14 protein-coding genes are annotated in these 17,131 nt (G+C 58.6%); 1 reads left to right on the forward strand and 13 read right to left on the reverse strand.

Going from position 1 to position 17,131, the window contains the following annotated elements:
- Positions 1-19 precede the first annotated feature (19 nt).
- Entirely contained in the window at positions 20-1,084 is a 1,065-nt protein-coding gene (locus tag ABVT35_RS15165; RefSeq protein WP_368467428.1) for a saccharopine dehydrogenase C-terminal domain-containing protein, read from the reverse strand.
- A 35-nt stretch (positions 1,085-1,119) separates the two neighbouring features.
- Positions 1,120-2,619, reverse strand: a complete 1,500-nt coding sequence (locus ABVT35_RS15170; RefSeq protein WP_368467429.1) for an aldehyde dehydrogenase family protein — start codon at positions 2,617-2,619, stop codon at positions 1,120-1,122.
- A gap of 144 nt (positions 2,620-2,763) precedes the next feature.
- Between ABVT35_RS15170 and ABVT35_RS15175 the strand changes: the two genes are divergently transcribed.
- The gene (locus ABVT35_RS15175; RefSeq protein WP_368467430.1) at positions 2,764-3,186 is read left to right on the forward strand and encodes an Lrp/AsnC family transcriptional regulator; all 423 of its coding nucleotides are present in this window, start codon (positions 2,764-2,766) and stop codon (positions 3,184-3,186) included.
- Here the strand turns inward: ABVT35_RS15175 and ABVT35_RS15180 are convergent.
- The 11 genes from ABVT35_RS15180 to xylF all read right to left on the reverse strand — a co-directional run bounded on the left by ABVT35_RS15180 (position 3,176) and on the right by xylF (position 16,928).
- Complete coding sequence (locus tag ABVT35_RS15180; RefSeq protein ID WP_368467431.1) at positions 3,176-4,213, reverse strand: ACP S-malonyltransferase; 1,038 nt, start codon at positions 4,211-4,213, stop codon at positions 3,176-3,178. The genes ABVT35_RS15175 and ABVT35_RS15180 overlap by 11 nt on opposite strands.
- Entirely contained in the window at positions 4,210-6,426 is a 2,217-nt protein-coding gene (locus ABVT35_RS15185; RefSeq protein ID WP_368467432.1) for a dehydrogenase E1 component subunit alpha/beta, read from the reverse strand. The genes ABVT35_RS15180 and ABVT35_RS15185 overlap by 4 nt, the downstream gene beginning before the upstream one ends.
- Positions 6,427-6,436: 10 nt before the next feature.
- Complete coding sequence (locus ABVT35_RS15190; protein ID WP_368467890.1) at positions 6,437-7,624, reverse strand: acyl-CoA dehydrogenase; 1,188 nt, start codon at positions 7,622-7,624, stop codon at positions 6,437-6,439.
- 246 nt (positions 7,625-7,870) lie between these two features.
- Positions 7,871-8,725, reverse strand: coding sequence for a D-amino-acid transaminase (locus tag ABVT35_RS15195; protein WP_368467433.1), 855 nt, complete (start codon positions 8,723-8,725; stop codon positions 7,871-7,873).
- Between the two features lie 2 nt (positions 8,726-8,727).
- Positions 8,728-9,711: an N-acetyl-D-Glu racemase DgcA gene (gene dgcA, locus ABVT35_RS15200; RefSeq protein ID WP_368467434.1), complete on the reverse strand. Its 984-nt coding sequence runs from the start codon at positions 9,709-9,711 to the stop codon at positions 8,728-8,730.
- 4 nt (positions 9,712-9,715) lie between these two features.
- Positions 9,716-10,711, reverse strand: a complete 996-nt coding sequence (gene dgcN, locus ABVT35_RS15205; RefSeq protein ID WP_368467435.1) for an N-acetyltransferase DgcN — start codon at positions 10,709-10,711, stop codon at positions 9,716-9,718.
- Positions 10,712-10,830: 119 nt separating this feature from the next.
- On the reverse strand, positions 10,831-12,141 hold the full coding sequence (xylA, locus tag ABVT35_RS15210) for a xylose isomerase (RefSeq protein WP_368467436.1): 1,311 nt from the start codon (positions 12,139-12,141) through the stop codon (positions 10,831-10,833).
- Positions 12,138-13,586, reverse strand: coding sequence for a xylulokinase (gene xylB, locus ABVT35_RS15215; RefSeq protein ID WP_368467437.1), 1,449 nt, complete (start codon positions 13,584-13,586; stop codon positions 12,138-12,140). Before xylB ends, xylA begins: the two co-directional genes overlap by 4 nt.
- Positions 13,587-13,737: 151 nt before the next feature.
- On the reverse strand, positions 13,738-14,526 hold the full coding sequence (locus ABVT35_RS15220) for an ATP-binding cassette domain-containing protein (RefSeq protein WP_368467438.1): 789 nt from the start codon (positions 14,524-14,526) through the stop codon (positions 13,738-13,740).
- 16 nt (positions 14,527-14,542) lie between these two features.
- The gene (locus tag ABVT35_RS15225; RefSeq protein ID WP_368467439.1) at positions 14,543-15,865 is read right to left on the reverse strand and encodes a sugar ABC transporter permease; all 1,323 of its coding nucleotides are present in this window, start codon (positions 15,863-15,865) and stop codon (positions 14,543-14,545) included.
- 85 nt (positions 15,866-15,950) lie between these two features.
- The gene (gene xylF / locus ABVT35_RS15230; protein ID WP_368467891.1) at positions 15,951-16,928 is read right to left on the reverse strand and encodes a D-xylose ABC transporter substrate-binding protein; all 978 of its coding nucleotides are present in this window, start codon (positions 16,926-16,928) and stop codon (positions 15,951-15,953) included.
- Positions 16,929-17,131: the final 203 nt, after the last annotated feature.

The following is a 17,131-nucleotide window of genomic DNA, read 5'->3' on the forward strand; positions in this document are numbered from 1 at the left end:
GTTTCCAGCTCATTTTGCATTATTGCGTATAGAATGCACCAGTGCGCGTGCGCAAAAACGCTTCGAGCGGAATATCTTCCTGCTTCAAAAATCCGGTCGGCGGCAAAACCCCGTCACGAACCATTTCGATCACCGCTACAACGGATGCCGAAGTGGTCCAGGCAATCGCCGTGCGGTCCTCGCCGGCGATCTCGATCGGGCGGTAACCGCGCACGAATTCCTTGCGTGACAACCGGCCTTCGATTTCGCCTTCCGCTGCCACATGGACGTAAACCACATCATTGTCGACCGGTGGCTTGGCATTGATCAGGATTTCCCCGGCAAGCTCGCGCCGCTCGCGCATCAAAAGCTCGTGGAAGAAAAAATTCATCAGCGCCATGTGGCCGGGATAACGCATGGTCTTGTAGTCGATATTGTCAACGACACCGAGATAGGTGTCACACATGGTGCCGAGGCCGCCTGAGGTGGTAAACGCCTCGAGCTTGACCCCGTCGATGTAAAGCATTTCGTGCCATTCCATCGGCGAGACCCATTTGCGCTCACCGTCTTCGATGACCTCGCAATCATTAAGATATTCGTTGACAACGCCCGCCGGTGACCAGTTGAACGAATAGCCCATCAGCCCGGTCGGGTTTTGCGGCAGCGCGCCGACACGCATGCGCACGGAGCGGCACTTGTCGAACTGGCCGATCTGCGAAGCGCCGACAATGCCGACAAATCCCGGAGCCAGCCCGCATTGCGGCGCCATCAGCCCCTTTGATGTCTTCGAAAGTTCGATAATGTGCTTCGTGGTGGGCACGTCTTCCGTCAGGTCGAAATAATGGATGCCGGCGGCGTATGCCGCATTGGCGACTTCGATATTGAGATGATACGGCAGGCAGGAAAGAACCGCATCGAACCCGGCAAATTTGCCATGCAGCGCATCCTTGTCCGTCACATCGATATTCTCGACCGCATAGGCTTTTTCCCTGCGTGGTATCCTGACATCAAAGCCTGTCACCTCGAAGCCGGACTCGTGAAGAAGCAAGGCGGCAAGGTCACCGACCTTGCCGAGCCCAAGAACAGCAATTTTTTTCATTGTCACCCTCTGGAACGCCCCTCGCGGGCGCGGTTGGATAATCAGATGTCGAACTTGATACCCTGTGCCAGCGGCAGTTCACGGGAATAGTTCACTGTGTTGGTCTGCCGGCGCATATAGGCCTTCCAGGCGTCGGAGCCTGATTCACGGCCGCCGCCGGTTTCCTTTTCGCCGCCGAACGCGCCGCCGATCTCGGCACCTGACGGTCCGATATTGACGTTGGCAATGCCGCAGTCTGAGCCGACATCGGAAATAAATTCCTCGGCCTCGCGCACATCGGTGGTGAAGATGCAGGAGCTGAGTCCCTGCGGCACCTCGTTCTGCAGCGCGATGGCCTCGCCGAGCTCCTTGTATTTCATGACATAGAGGATCGGTGCGAAGGTCTCGTGCCTGACGATGTCGCTCTGGCCCGGCATTTCGACGATTGCGGGATTCACATAGGCACCATCAGGGTATTCGGCGGAAAGCGCCGCCTCGCCGCCATGGACGGTGCCGCCCTCGGTCTGCGCCTTGTCGAGCGCCGACTGCATGGCCTTACGAGCGTCCGTATCGATCAGTGGGCCGACCAGCACACCGTCTTCCAGGGGGTTCCCGATTGGAAGGCCTGAATAGGCGTCCTTCAGCCGCGGAACAAGCGCATCGTAGACGCTTTCGTGAACGATCAGGCGGCGCAGGCTTGTACAGCGCTGACCCGCCGTGCCGACTGCGGAAAAGACAATGGCACGCACCGCCATTTCCAGATCGGCGCTGCCGGACACGATCATGGCGTTGTTGCCGCCAAGTTCGAGAATGGAGCGGCCGAAGCGTTCTGCCACTTTCACGCCGACGGCATGACCCATACGGGTGGACCCGGTCGCCGACACGATGGCCACGTCGCGGGAAGCGACCAGCGCCTCGCCCACCTCGCGTTCGCCGACCAGCACCTGCAGCAGGTTTTCCGGCGCATCGCCGAAGCGGGCAACGGCGCGTTCAAAGATCTTCTGGCACGAAAGCGCCGTCAGAGGCGATTTTTCAGATGGCTTCCACACAACCGGATTACCGCATACAAGCGCAATTGCCGTGTTCCAGCTCCATACGGCAACGGGGAAGTTGAAGGCCGAGATGACGCCGCAGACACCCATCGGATGCCAGGTTTCGCGCATCGCGTGGCCGGGGCGTTCGGACGCTATGGTCAGGCCGTAAAGCTGCCTTGAAAGACCGACTGCGAAATCACAGATATCAATCATTTCCTGGACTTCGCCGAGACCTTCCTGATAGATCTTGCCGCATTCAAGCGTCACCAGCCGGCCGAGATTTTCCTTTTCCGCCCGCAGCTCTTCGCCGAGAAGCCGCACCAGTTCGCCGCGCCTTGGAGCCGGCACTTTGCGCCAGGCTTCAAACGCTTTCTTGCTCTTTGCGATCATATCCTGAACATCGCTCTCTGAATGAGTTTTCAGCGATGCAATACGACTTCCGTCGACCGGCGTGTGGACATCAAGCGCGCCACCCTCAAACTCGCCCTTGGCAAAACCGGAAGCGGTCAAAATAGCATCGAATGTCATGGCAAAATCTCCTCGGCATGAACATGACGGCACGGCCTGTGCCCATTAGACAACAAAAGCATGTCAGCAAAAAGTAACATCCTTTTGCCAAATCGGTTGATATCTGTCATTTTGTAAATTGCGTTATACAAAATGGTGAATCCCATGGACGATACAGACCGGAACCTGCTGCAGATTCTCATGGAAGACGGAAGGCGATCCGTATCGGATCTGGCGGTTGAACTTGGCGTTTCCCGCGCCACTGTGCAGAACCGGGTCGCCCGCATGGTGGATCGCGGCACGATCGCCAAATTCACGGTGGAGCTTGGACCTGATGAAGAGGAAAATACCATCAGCGCCTTCTGCCTTCTGAAGCTCGTCGCCAATGATACCCGACCGACGGTCGCGGCGCTACGCAAGATCAAAGGCACGGGCGATATCCATTCGCTCAGCGGCAGTTTCGACATGATTGTTGAGATCCGCACCTATTCATTGAAAAAGCTGGACGAAATCCTCGACGATATCAGGCGGGTTCCCGATGTTGCCGAGACCGTCAGCAGCCTGCGTCTTGCCAAGGTCAGCCGCTAACCAGCGCCCTTTGTTCATCCAGTCCCATTGACACCACCAGCGGCGCCTGTGCCTGCCGCGCAATAAAGTCGGCCTTGTTCGCAAGCCCGTCCCAGTCGAAGGCAATGAGCGATTGCGCAACTGCCCCGCCAAGCGTGTTGCCGGGCCCAGGAACGATCAGATAATCGGGCGCGAATTCCTTCACCGACGCCTGAACGGCACGTGTGAAATCATAGGTGTGTGTTACCTGATGGCCCAGCGTGTAGTCCCAAAGCGCGGACTGATCGGTCGCATTCGGGTACCAGACGTTGCCGCGGCCATCCACCAGGGGGATGTCCGGCTGCTGGAACAGGGTTTGAGGCAGAGCTTCCCTGCCCCTTTGAGCAATCGGCGCCTGCAGCGGCGTGTGGAAGGCTGCATGATTGGCAAGCCGCATCGGAAAGCGGTCGTTGATGCGCGGAAGCTCCGCTTCAAGTGCTTCAAGCCCGGCATCATTGCCGGCAAAGACAAACATGCCGCCCAACTCAATGGAAACATGAAGGCTGCACTTGGCCTGTCCGTCGATCTGAGCGACGAGCGCCAGCAGCTCCTTGCGACGTCCCGGAACCGCGCGCCAATTGTCGTCGACAAACGGATAGACCGTCTGGCCGCCGATAAGGCTATCCTGCATTAAGTTGCCCATCGTGTTGACGACGTGCATGCCGTTTTCCGCCGATAGCGCGCCGGCGCAGGCAAGCGCAATGTACCAGCCCATCGAATTGCCGGTCACCGCAACCACATCGATGCTGTCACGGTTTATGGAAAGAAAATCCGCATAGGCGCAGCCGAAAATCAAAGGCGACGCGTTGTCGCCACGCGAGTAGGTGCTGATCGAATAGCGCTCCGCGCCGTCGAGCGCGCTGATCGTTGTCTGTCCGCGCTCCACGCGATACTCATCCAACATGGCAACAAGATCGGTTCGGTGCGCGTGATGGCGCTTGAGATAGCCAAGTTCCGGCTTGTTGTAGGTTCCCCGGCCCGGGCAGATGACGACGGCGGTTTTTTTCATTTCGCCTTCCCCGCCAATGCAAGCGCCGCCTCGACGATACTGTCGCGGCTTGGGAGCGTAACCGTTGCCGCACGGCCAAGCGGTATGAAACTGTCATCCGCCGCGATACGGGCAATGTTCTTGTCTTTGCCGGCCCGTTCGGCAAGAAGCGCCATCAGCGCCTCGGACTGCGAACCGGTCACCCGGCATTCATCGACAACAAGCACGTTGCCGCAGGCTTCGACCGCGTCGAGAATCGCCTCTTCGCTGAGCGGTGCCAGCCAGCGCAGATCGATAATCCTGAGATTAAGGCCGTGCTCCTCCGACAGGATTTTTTCAGCCTGCCGCGAAAGATAATAGCCGTTGCCGTATGTGACGATGGCAAGGTCGGTTCCCTTGCCATGCTGGCCGATATCGCCAAGACGAACCGGTTTGCCGGTGCCCGGCGGCTCGTAGACGGATGTCCAGAGCCCGTCCTTTTCGCCGTGTAGGTCGCGCGTCATGTAAAGCGCGATCGGTTCGACGAAGACGACCACCCGCTGCTCCTCGCGTGCCAGCCGCACGCATTCGCGCAGCATGTGCACCCCGTCCGCTCCGTTCGACGGACAGGCAACGATAATGCCCGGAATATCACGCAGGACCGCCAGGCTGTTGTCGTTGTGGAAATGTCCGCCAAAGCCCTTCTGATAGCCGAGGCCGGCAATGCGGATGACCATCGGATTGGTGAACTGGCCGTTGGAAAAGAAACTCAGCGTCGCCGCTTCGCCGCGTAGCTGGTCTTCGGCATTGTGAAGATAGGCGAGGAACTGGATTTCAGGGATCGGCACAAATCCGTTGTGGGCAAGACCGATGGCTAGTCCAAGGATCGACTGCTCGTCGAGCAGCGTGTTGATGACCCGGTTCGCACCGAAACGCGCATGCAGCTTTGAGGTAACGTTGTAGACACCGCCCTTGGGGCCGATATCCTCACCGGCAAGCACGATTTCGTCGTGCTCCATCATCAGGTCGGTCAGCGTCCAGTTCAATAGCCGTGCCATATGCTGCGGGCTTTCCAGCGTCTTCGCATCCGAGCCGAATGTCTTCATTCTCTGCTCAGTTGACGGACCATTGCCCGGCTTCCAATCCCGCCTTGGCGGAACGAGGCTCGCCATGACTTGCTTCGACGTCGTCAGCTTCGGGCGTTTGGTAACGGCTTCGCCGATGCGCGTGCAACGTTCTTCCGTCTCATTGTAGATCGCCAGAACCTCTTCACGGTCGAGCACGCCATTTTCCGTCAGGATGCGGGCCGAGTGTAGCAGCGGATCGTTGGCCTCATCAGCTTCCACCTCGCCCTTCTTCATATAGGCCGTCTGCATGTCGGAGCCGGCATGGCCGTAAAGCCGCACAGTCCCCATGTGAAGGAAGGCGGGTTTTCGACGCCGCCGGACATAGTCGGCCGCCTGCCGCGCAACATCATAGGCCTCAACCATATCAAGCCCCGAGCTGCGGAAATATCTAAGCGCCGGCCGCTGCGACATGGTCGCTTCGATCCAGCCGCCGGGAGTTTTCGTCGAAATGCCGATGCCGTTGTCCTCGCAGACAAACAACAACGGCAGCGGAATACCCTGATAGGCAGTCCAGCAGGCCGTATTGAACGCACCTTGCGATGTTGAATGATTGGCAGAGGCATCGCCGAAACTGCAATGGATGATGGCATCGTCGGCCAGTTGCCGGTGCTCCGGCCTCAAGCGCTTGGCAAGACCGATTGAATAGGCAGCACCCACGGCTTTCGGCAGATGGCTGGCAATGGTGGAGGTCTGAGGCGGGATCGACAGTGCCTTGGAGCCAAGCATCTTGTGCCGCCCGCCCGAAATCGGATCGTCGCTCGATGCAACGAAACTCACGAGTATGTCCCAGGCCGGCGTTTGCCCCGGAACCTGTGTCGAGCGCTGGATCTGGAAGGCCGCATCGCGGTAGTGCAGGAAGGCCATGTCGCCGGGGCGCAGAGCAGCCGCGACGGCAGCATTGCCCTCGTGACCGGACGAGCCGATGGTGTAGAACCCCTCACCGCGCGCCTGCAGCTTGCGCGATGTCCGGTCGAGCTGGCGCGACAGCACCTGGCTGCGGAATATTTCGACGAGCTGCTCCGGTTTCAGTCCGGCATCCTGCGGACTTTTTCCGCCGGTCGGGTGCGGGAAATCAGCCGCCGAAACCCGTTTCAGGAAATTCTCGTGGACGATCTCCGCGCGATCCATTGTTCACCTGTCAGAAAAAGGCTTGCAGTCCGGTCAGGGCCCGGCCGAGGATCAGCGCGTGCACGTCATGCGCGCCCTCATAGGTATTGACCGTTTCCAGGTTACACATGTGGCGCATGACCTGGAACTCTTCCGAAATGCCGTTGCCGCCATGCATGTCACGGGCCATTCTGGCGATATCGAGCGCCTTGCCGCAATTGTTGCGCTTGACGATGGAAATCATCTCGGGCGCGGCATTGGCCTCATCCATCAAGCGGCCGACGCGCAAGGAGCCCTGAAGGCCGAGCGCGATTTCAGTCTGCATGTCGGCAAGTTTCTTCTGGAATAGCTGGGTTTGCGCAAGCGGCCGGTTGAACTGTTTGCGGTCGAGACCGTATTGCCGCGCAGCATGCCAGCAGAATTCCGCTGCGCCCATCGCCCCCCACGAAATGCCATAGCGGGCGCGGTTGAGACAGCCGAACGGGCCTTTGAGACCTTCGACATTCGGCAGCAGCGCATCATCGGCGACTTCAACGCCATCGAGAACAATCTCTCCGGTTATGGACGCGCGCAGCGACAGCTTGCCGCCGATTTTCGGCGCCGAAAGCCCCTCAGCACCCTTTTCAAGCACGAAACCACGGATCTTGCCGTCATGGGCCTCGGACTTTGCCCAGACGACAAAGACATCGGCGATCGGCGCGTTTGAAATCCACATTTTGGTGCCTGACAACCGGTAGCCGCCCTGGACCTTTTCTGCCCGTGTCTTCATGCCGCCCGGATCGCTGCCGGCATCGGGCTCGGTCAGGCCGAAACAGCCGATCAGTTCGCCGCTCGCAAGACCCGGCAGGTATTTCTGCCGCTGTTCTTCCGAGCCATAGGCGTAGATCGGATACATGACTAGGGAGGATTGAACGGACATCATCGAGCGGTAGCCGGAATCTACGCGTTCCACTTCGCGCGCAACGAGACCATAGGTGACATAACCTGCGCCGACACCGCCATAGGCCTCCGGGATCGTTGTGCCCAACAGGCCCATTTCGCCCATTTCGCGGAAGATGCCCGGATCAGTGATTTCGTCGCGGTAGGCTTCGATGACGCGCGGCTGCAGTTTTTCCTGCGCGTAGGCGCGCGCCGCGTCCCGGATCATGCGTTCGTCTTCGTTGAGCTGATCGTCCAGACGAAACGGGTCCTCCCAGTCAAACGAGGAAAGAGACGGCATTTCCTTGGGCTTGAGGTTCGCTGTCATTTGATTGCTCTCCCTGATCTCGACGCAGCACGCCGGCCGCCAGACCCTGCTTGCCTTGACCGCCAACGATACACTATCCGCATGCCTGTTTAAGCACGATCATGATATTTCAAAATTTCATGATTGCTTAAAATTTCCAGCAAAATGCGCCAAAATTTCCGGCTCGTAAATCGAGATTTTGCAATAAGTTCATTCCAATTCAGAATGAACTATGCAATTTCAGATGGCGGCCTTGCGCATTTCTGCAATATAGACCTCGCGCAGTTTCTGCGCAGTTGGCCCTGGTTCGCCGGTGCCGATACGGGTTCCATCGATTTCGATTACCGGACAGACGAAGCCGGACGCCGAGGTTGAAAAGGCTTCGACCGCGCCCATGGCCTCTTCGACCGTGAACGGCCGCTCCACTACTTTCATCTGCAGGTTTCGGGCACATTCCAGCACCGCCCGGCGCGTAATGCCATGAAGAATGAAATTCGACAGGTCGCGGGTAACGATCGTGCCGTCCTCAAGAACGATATAGGCATTGTTGGATGAGCCCTCGGTCACCAGGCCATCGCGAACCAGCCAGGCATCGTCACCGCCCCTCGAACGGGCTTCCATTTTCGCCAGCGACGGAAAGAGAAGCTGAACCGTCTTGATGTCACATCGCGACCAGCGCTGATCCTCGACCGTGAAAATTTTCTGACCCCGGTTTGCAAGCGCGCTGTCGATCAGGCCTTTGACCTGGGTGAAGAGGACGAGTGTGGCAGGCGTATCGTCGGGTGGAAAGACAAAGTCGCGGTCGGCGGCACCGCGCGTAACCTGGAGATATATGAGACCTTCTTCCAGATTGTTTTGCGCAACCAACTGCCGGTGGATATCGAGCAGTTCGTCGTCCGTCGCACCGAGCGCCATGTTGAGTTCGCCGAGCGAGCGGCGCAGGCGGCCGCAATGTCCCTGAAAATCGACCAGCTTGCCCTCCAGAACGGAGGTGACTTCATAAACGCCGTCGGCAAACAGAAAGCCGCGGTCAAAAATCGAAATCTTCGCTTCATCTTCGGGAATAAATTCGCCGTTTACATATACTGTCCGCATTTTCAGCCCCAAAGTTCACGTTTGGAAGGATGAACGCCCAAGGCGTCATATAACAAAGGATTGGGCCGATCCTTGGCAAGCAGCAGCGGCCCGTCCAGATCGACAATATCAGCACCCTGAGCGACAAGCACCGCCGGCGCCATGGCCAGCGATGAAGCCACCATGCATCCGACCATGATCCCCATTCCGGCTTCAACCGCGTCCCGCTTCAGCGCTAGAGCTTCCGTCAGGCCGCCCGTCTTGTCGAGCTTGATGTTGATCATGTCGTATTTGCCAATCATGTCAGGCAGCGACGCCCGGTCATGACAACTTTCATCGGCGCAAACCGGCAGCGTTCGGTCCATTTCGGAAAGCGCTTCATCCTGGCCTGCGGGAAGCGGCTGCTCCACCATTTTGACACCGAGCCTGATTAACTCGGGAGCGAGCTCGCTGTAGATCTGCGGCGTCCAACCCTCATTGGCATCGACGATGATGGCCGCATCCGGCGCACCGGCGCGTACCGCCTCCAGACGGGCAAGATCCCCTTCGCCGCCAAGCTTGATTTTCAGGAGCGGCCGCTGCGCATTGCGCTGCGCCTTTTTTTGCATCACCTCCGGCTCCTCAAGGGACAGGGTGAATGCCGTTTGCACCGGTAGCGGTTCGGGCAGACCGGCCAGCGCGTAAGCTCGTTTTCCGGCACGCTTTGCCTCAAGGTCCCACATGGCGCAGTCGATCGCATTGCGCGCCGCACCGCCCGGGAGCCGGTATTGCAGTTCCTGCCGGCTCATTCCGGCAGCAAGATCATCCCGCAAGGAGGAAATCTCTTCGATGACACCTTCGACAGTCTCGTCATAGCGCGCATAGGGAACGCTCTCGCCATACCCGGCGTGATCTCCGTCCCGCAGCGTGACGGTGACGGTTCGCGCCTCGGTGCGCGAGCCGCGTGAAATCGTAAAGACTTCGGCCAGTGGAAAGACCGTTTCTGAAACCGTCAGCGAAAGAGCCATGGCGTCATCCGAGCGCATCAACCAGACGTGCCGCCCCGTGCCGGTACGGATCGACGGTCGGAAGCCCCATGCGTTTTTCCACCTTCGCCACATAGTCCGACGCTTCGTCCTCACCCATCGCCGAGGTATTGAGCGCAATGCCCGTCACCTCGCAGTCCGGATTGACGATGCGGCCAAGCAACAGCACCGTGTCGCGCAGCAATTCGAGGCTCTGGGCGTGGTAATCCGGCAGGCCGCGCATGTGCGGCCGGTTCGGCTCGTCGCACAGGATCAGCGCATCCGGCTGTCCGCCATGGATAAGCGCCATCGACACGCCCGAATAGGACGGGTGGAAGATACTGCCCTGCCCCTCGATGAGATCCCAGTGATCGTCATCATTGTCGGGCGTCAGATATTCGACCGCTCCGGCCATGAAATCGGCGACCACCGCATCGAGCGGCACACCCGCGCCGGTGATCAGGATGCCGGTCTGACCGGTTGCCCTGAAACTCGCCTTCATGCCGCGCTGGCGCATTTCACGCTCAATGCAAAGCGCCGTATACATTTTGCCGATGGAGCAGTCGCTGCCGACGGCAAGGCAACGTTTGCCGCTGCGCTTCTTGCCGTTGGCGATCGGATAGTCGACGCTTGGAATGCGCACATCGTGCAGTTTGCGGCCATGTTGCGCGGCAAGTTCGACGAGCGCCGGCTCGTCGCCCAGATGATTGTGCAGACCGGAGGCCAGATCCATGCCGGCCGAAAGCGCTTGTTTCAGCACATCGAGCCAACTGCCGGAAATAACCCCGCCGCGATTGGCAACGCCGATCACCAGGGTTTTCGCTCCCCTTGCAACGGCCTCATCGATCGTCAGGTCATCAATATCCATATCGGCATTGCAGCCCGGAAGGCGCAGCTGACCAACGGCAAGTTCCGGCCGCCAGTCTTTAATACCCTGAGCAACCTTCGCCGCAAGGGCATCCGGCGCATCACCAAGAAACAGAAGATAGGGCGTTTGAATCAAGTTCGGCTCCGCTTGTCACACGAATGGGCAAAGCGAATTTATGAATTGTTCGCGACCGAAATGCCAGCGCCAATAACAAATAAACTATGGACCGACCCATCCGCTACAAACGGACCTTCTCAGACATATCTGTTGACGATGTTCTCCAGATATTCCTGCCGGCCCGAATTCGGTTTCGGATTGATATCGTTTGCCTCGACGCGATTTGCGATGTCCTCGAGGCTCTGTTCGCCTGCGAGCATCTTCTGCGCATCAGCGCTTTGCCACCCCGCATAGCGCTCTTCTACAAAGCCCGGCAGAATGCCGTCCTCGATCATGGCGGCGGCCGCTTTCAGTCCCCGCGCACAGCAATCCATGCCGCCAATATGCGCCAGAAGCAGATCGTCGGGCTCCAGTGATTGGCGCCGCAACTTGGCGTCGAAATTCGTGCCACCCGAGGCAAAACCGCCGCCCTTCAGGATGTGGTAATAGGCAAGCGCCATTTCCGGCACATTGTTCGGGAACTGATCCGTATCCCAGCCCGACTGGTAGTCGTTGCGGTTCATGTCGATGGAGCCGAAAATACCGAGCGCCTGGGCTGTCGCTAGTTCATGTTCAAATGAATGGCCGGCAAGGATTGCATGGCCCTGTTCGATATTGACCCGCACTTCGTTTTCCAGCCCGTAGCGCTTGAGGAAACCATAGACCGTCGCAACGTCGAAATCGTACTGGTGCTTTGTCGGCTCCTGCGGCTTCGGCTCGATCAGGATCGTACCCTCAAAGCCGATCTTGTGCTTGTATTCGACAACAAGGTTCAAAAACCGCCCTAGCTGATCGAGCTCGCGGCCCATGTCGGTGTTGAGCAGTGTCTCATAGCCCTCGCGTCCGCCCCACAGCACATAGTTTTCGCCGCCGAGCCGGTGGGTCGCATCGATGCAGGTCTTGACCGTCGCAGCGCCGAAGGCAAACACATCCGGGTCCGGATTGGTGGCGGCACCGGCCATATAGCGGCTGTTGGAAAAGAGGTTCGCCGTTCCCCACAGGAGTTTCAGGCCGGTGTCTGCCTGTTTGCGCTCAAAATATTCGACAATCGCGTTGAGGTTCTTCGTATTCTCGGCAAAGTTCGCCCCTTCAGGACGCACATCCGCATCGTGGAAGCAGTAATAGGGGACGCCCAGAAGCGAGAACATCTCGAAGGCGACATCGGCTTTCAAATAGGCTGCATCCATTGTATCGCCGAACCATGGGCGGTCGAAGGTCTGTCCGCCAAAGGGATCCAGCCCCGGCCAGCAGAAATTGTGCCAGTAGCAAACAGCAAAGCGAAGATGGTCTTCCATCCGCTTGCCGAGCACCTCCTCGTCAGCATTGTAGTGACGGTAGGCCAAAGGGTTACGGCTGTCCGACCCTTCGTAGGAGATCTTCTCGATTGATCCAAAAAAACCGGTACTCATGACATGGTACTCCGAATGGCCGGATAGGTTTTCCGGTACAGTTGATAGGCGTCTTCAAAAGCCGAACGCAATTCAACGTCGGGCTCGATTGTCTGATCGATGTCGGGAGGCGTGCAGGCTGAAAGGGATGCCTCGCCTGCTGCAAGCATGCCAAGCCGCGCCGCCCCGAACGCAGCGCCCACATCACCTGCCGCGGGGATGTCCACCGGCTTGTTCAGTGCCGTCGCGATGGCCCGCAGCCAGTAGACAGAGCGTGATCCCCCGCCGCTGGCAAGAAGACGGTCAACGCTTGTTCCCGCAGCGCCAAGCGCTTCCAGACTGTCGCGGAAGGCAAAGGCGATCCCCTGCAATATCGATGCGGTAATCGCGGCACGGTCGGTGGTGTGTGAAATGCCGGTCAAAACGCCGCGGATTCCTGCATCATTGTGGGGCGTCCGCTCGCCGGAGAGATACGGAAGGAACACCCCCTGTGGCGCATGCAGCGCATCGCCGAGTTCCGCCGTCAACGCTGCTGCCGATTGACTGGTAATGACTGCAAACCAGTTGAGGGTGTCGGTGGCGGAAAGAATGACGCCCATCTGGTGCCAGCTATCGGGAACCGCGTGACAAAATGTGTGCACCGCGCTTTCGGGGTTCGGGCGATAGGCATTGTTGGCCGCAAACAGCACGCCGGAGGTCCCGAGCGAAACAAAGGCCGCCCCTTCGCCAACCGTTCCCATGCCGATGGCAGTCGCCGCATTGTCTCCTGCCCCGCCGGCGACAACGGTACCGGGCTCCATGCCCAATTCGTTCGCCAGTGTGGCCCGCAACCCACCGCTCACTTGCGATCCCTCGACTAGCCGCGGCATTTGCCGCGGTTCCATGTCCGATGCCGCCAGCAGCTCCGACGACCAAGAGCGTTCACCGACATCAAGCCAGCTTGTGCCCGACGCGTCCGACATCTCGGATACAAATTCACCGGTCAGCCAGAGCCGCAGGTAGTCCTTCGGCAACAACACCTTGGCAGTTTTCGAAAAGATGTCGGGTTCGTTATCTTTCACCCAGACAAGCTTGGGCGCTGTAAAACCGGGAAAGACGATATTGCCCGATAGCGCCCGAAAGCGCGGATCGGCGTCCAGAGCAGCCGCCTCCGCATGGGCGCGGGTGTCGTTCCACAAAATGCAGGGGCGCAATACGCGATCCGCACGGTCAAGCAAGGTGGCACCGTGCATCTGACCGGAAAGGCCAATGCCTTTGACGTCTGCAAGCTCCGCCGGCTTTTTGGCACGGAGTTTGCCGATGGCGGATTTCGTCGCAGTGATCCAGTCTGCCGGATCCTGCTCCGACCAGCCGGCGGCCGGTCGCGACACAGCAAGATCGGCAACGGCTGACGCTACGATCGACTGGTCATCGTCAATGATGAGCGCCTTGACACCCGATGTGCCGAGATCAATTCCCAGATACATTCAACCTCCAACGTCGCGGCACCTGTTCGGCAAAGCGAACGCCGGTCCCGCGCCCTGAATACATCTTCGCAAAGCACCAGACAGGTGCCACTCCGGCCGCAACCCGCGGTCTCGCATCACGCTCCGGCCAGACCGGAGCGCAATTTCAGTGTCAGGACGAAAGCGCACCCGGTCCCGGTATTGCTCCGGGCGGGCACTTGCCGAGAATGATCATCCCAAGCACTTCATCCTTATCGACGTCCTCGGTCTTAGCATAACCGACGACCTGGCCGTTTTTCATCACCGCCACCCGGTCAGCAAGATCGAACACATCCGCAATATCGTGGCTGATCAGAAAAATGCCAATGCCTTCTGACTTGAGCTGCAGGATCAACTCCGAAACCTGCGCCGTTTCCTCAGGGCCAAGGGCCGCAGTCGGCTCGTCCATGATCAGGATGCGGGCATTGAACAGGATGGCCCGGGCAATGGCGACCGACTGCCGCTGCCCGCCCGACAAAGCCTTGACCGGTTCCTTGAAGCGCTGGAACCGCGGATTGAGCCGGCCCATGACTTCCCGGGCCTTGGCTTCCATAGCCACGTCATCAAGCGTTCCCCAGGGCGTCAGAAGTTCACGCCCGAGATAAAGATTGGCGGCGGTATCGACATTATCCGCAAGTGCAAGCGTCTGATAGATCGTCTCGATCCCGTAGCCTTTGGCGTCACGCGGGTTGTTGATCGTTGCCGGCTGACCGTCGATGTGGATTTCTCCGCCATCGCGCTGGTAGGCACCCGACAGGATCTTGATCAGCGTCGATTTGCCTGCCCCATTGTGTCCCAGCAAGGCCACCACCTCGCCGGGGAACAAATCGACCGATGCGTGATCAACGGCGTGGATGCCGCCAAAGGAAATCGATACGTCACGCATATCGACAAGGGACTGAGTTGCTGTATTGGTATTCATCTCTTTATCCCTCGCGTTAGTGTTGAGCTCTGCGATAGAGCGAATCGAGCCAGACCGCGATCACCAGAACGATTCCGACAACAATGTTCTGCAACGGCGTGTCGAGCCCCATCAGCACCATTCCGGACTGTAGCGACTGCATAACCAGTGCCCCGATCATCGCACCGGCTATCGTGCCGACACCACCGGCGAGCGACGTGCCGCCGATAACCGCGGCAGCAATGGTCAGCAGCTCGTCAAGCGTTCCTTGCGCATTCGTTGCTGCATTCAGGCGGGCTGTTGAAATGGCCGCGGCGATGGCGCAGAGAATTCCCATGATGATGAAGATTTTCATGGTCACCCAGCGGGTGTTGATACCGGCAAGATCGGTGGCTTCCGGATTGCCGCCAAGCGCGAACACATAACGCCCGAACCGCGTTCGGGTCGCAAGAAATGTCATCACAATGGCAACGCAGATTGCGACAAGTACGGGGATGGCAACGCCATGACCGATGAAAATCTCGGTTTCGACGCCTTCCAACAGGCCCGCCTTGATCTGCTTGCGGATAATGCCGATCGGCCAATAGTAGATGTTGGCGATAAGCACCGCGCCAAGAACCAGAACGCAGCCGAGAGTTCCCAGAAAAACCTCAGCCCAGACGGGACGCAGGGGAAACTGGAAGCGTTTGCGCTGTCGGCGCGAATTGAAGATCATCGCGACAAGCGCCACGCACACAATAAGGCCAACAATCCAGCTGGCGATCTCGCCGATCGATCCGGCCGGGCCGCCGCCCATCAGACGGAAAGTGGAATCCATCGGTGCGACTGTACGCCCGGATGTGACCCACCATGCGGCGCCACGCCAGACAAGCAGGCCACCGAGAGTGACGATAAAGGCTGGCACGCCGAGATAAGCGATGATGTAGCCATGCAGCCCACCGATAGCGGCACCAACCGCAATGCCGACGATCAACGCGATGATCCACGTAAAGGGATTGTCGAAGCCGATGAGGCCGGGCAGAATTTCGGCCTGAGTGACGGCCATGATCATGCCGACAAAACCCAGTATCGAGCCGACCGACAAATCGATGTTCCGGGTCACAATGACCAGCACCATGCCTGTTGCCATGACGGCGACGGAGGCAGTCTGTACCGACAGGTTCCATAGGTTTCGAGGCGTCAGAAACAGACCGCCAGAAAAAATATCAAATAAAATCCAGATCAGCAGTAACGCGCCAATCATGCCAAGCATGCGTGTGTCGAGTTCGGTCGCCCTGATAAACCGGGCAACGACGGACAACTCCGATGCGCGGGCCCTGTCGGTGGCCTGTGTGGTTTGAGGTTCCGTGCTGTCTGTCATTGCGGCTCCCCCTCCTGGCTGTTTATTGTGAAAACGCCGCGACCGGCTAGGATCGCGGCGTTCAGATCTAAGGCGATTGTACCAGTTAGTTGCAGGCAGCAACGGAACCGGCAGCAACACCCTGGCAAACAACATCCTTGGCAACCCAGCCAGCGTCGATCACGAGGTCGAGTTTGTCCTGCGTGATCGGGACAGGCGCAAGAAATATGGCGTTCATTTCGATGCCGCCAGGTCCGCCGGACCATTTGACGGCTCCTGGAACATCAGCCATTGCGGTCCCGTCCGCCAGCACGGATGCGACAACAGCAGCATTCTTGCCAAGCTCGCGTGCATCCTTCCACACCGAAACCGTCTGTGTACCGAGAGCTACGCGGTTGAGTGCTGCATGGTCACCATCCTGGCCGGAAACCGGAACACTGCCGTCCAAGCCCTGCGCAGAGAGCGCGGCGACAACACCACCCGCGGTGCCATCATTGGATGCAACCACAGCATCGACCTTGTTGTCGTTGGCCGTCAGGATCTGCTCCATGTTCTTCTGAGCGTTTTCAGGCTTCCAGCCGTCGGTATAGGCCTCTCCGACATTTTTGACCTTGCCGGAATCCAAGGCTTCCTTCAGCACTTCCATCTGCCCCGAAAACAGAAAATCGGCGTTCGGATCCGCAGACGAGCCCTTGATGAACGCGTAATTGCCTTCCGGCTTTGCAGCAAAGACAGCACGGGCCTGCATGCGGCCGACTTCCTTGTTGTCGAAGGTGATGTAGAAAGCTTCCGGATTTTCGATGAGACGATCGTAACCGACAACCGGAATGCCTTCAGCAGAAGCCTTTTCAACCGCAGGGCCGATTGCACCGGCATCCTGAGCCAGGATGATCAGAGCGTCAGCCCCTTGCGAGATCAGCGACTCGACATCTGTCAGTTGCTTGGATGCAGATGACTGCGCATCGGCGGAAATGTACTTGTTGCCGGCGGCTTCAATAGCTTTTTTCATCGCCGCTTCATCGGTTTTCCAACGCTCTTCCTGGAAGTTCGACCAGGAAACGCCAATGGTTTTGCCGTCGGCCATTGCTGAACCGGCAGCCGAAACCGCGAATACCGCACCCAAAAGTGCAGCCTTAAGAATTCTCATGTTCATTACCTCCCGGTGAGTGGACCACCGATCCGGTCATTCGGAACGGCAGGTCTCGCTTACACACGAGCCATTTAATTCGAGGCTCGAAAAAAATAGTGACTTAATCGTCAAGCTGTGTCAACTTGAAAATTGCAGGA

The sequence above is a fragment of the Hoeflea sp. TYP-13 genome (assembly GCF_040932035.1).
Classification (GTDB): Bacteria; Pseudomonadota; Alphaproteobacteria; order Rhizobiales; family Rhizobiaceae; genus Hoeflea_A.

Bases quoted from the DNA above. Each gene is read 5' to 3' on its own strand.
- ABVT35_RS15185 (WP_368467432.1), bottom strand. From the start codon at position 6,426: ATGGATCGCGCGGAGATCGTCCACGAGAATTTCCTGAAACGGGTTTCG.
- ABVT35_RS15195 (WP_368467433.1), bottom strand. From the start codon at position 8,725: ATGCGGACAGTATATGTAAACGGCGAATTTATTCCCGAAGATGAAGCG.
- ABVT35_RS15220 (WP_368467438.1), bottom strand. From the start codon at position 14,526: ATGAATACCAATACAGCAACTCAGTCCCTTGTCGATATGCGTGACGTA.
- xylF (WP_368467891.1), bottom strand. From the start codon at position 16,928: ATGGCCGACGGCAAAACCATTGGCGTTTCCTGGTCGAACTTCCAGGAA.
- dgcA (WP_368467434.1), bottom strand. From the start codon at position 9,711: ATGGCTCTTTCGCTGACGGTTTCAGAAACGGTCTTTCCACTGGCCGAA.
- ABVT35_RS15175 (WP_368467430.1), top strand. From the start codon at position 2,764: ATGGACGATACAGACCGGAACCTGCTGCAGATTCTCATGGAAGACGGA.
- ABVT35_RS15180 (WP_368467431.1), bottom strand. From the start codon at position 4,213: ATGAAAAAAACCGCCGTCGTCATCTGCCCGGGCCGGGGAACCTACAAC.
- ABVT35_RS15190 (WP_368467890.1), bottom strand. From the start codon at position 7,624: ATGCCGTCTCTTTCCTCGTTTGACTGGGAGGACCCGTTTCGTCTGGAC.
- xylA (WP_368467436.1), bottom strand. From the start codon at position 12,141: ATGAGTACCGGTTTTTTTGGATCAATCGAGAAGATCTCCTACGAAGGG.
- ABVT35_RS15170 (WP_368467429.1), bottom strand. From the start codon at position 2,619: ATGACATTCGATGCTATTTTGACCGCTTCCGGTTTTGCCAAGGGCGAG.
- ABVT35_RS15225 (WP_368467439.1), bottom strand. From the start codon at position 15,865: ATGACAGACAGCACGGAACCTCAAACCACACAGGCCACCGACAGGGCC.
- xylB (WP_368467437.1), bottom strand. From the start codon at position 13,586: ATGTATCTGGGAATTGATCTCGGCACATCGGGTGTCAAGGCGCTCATC.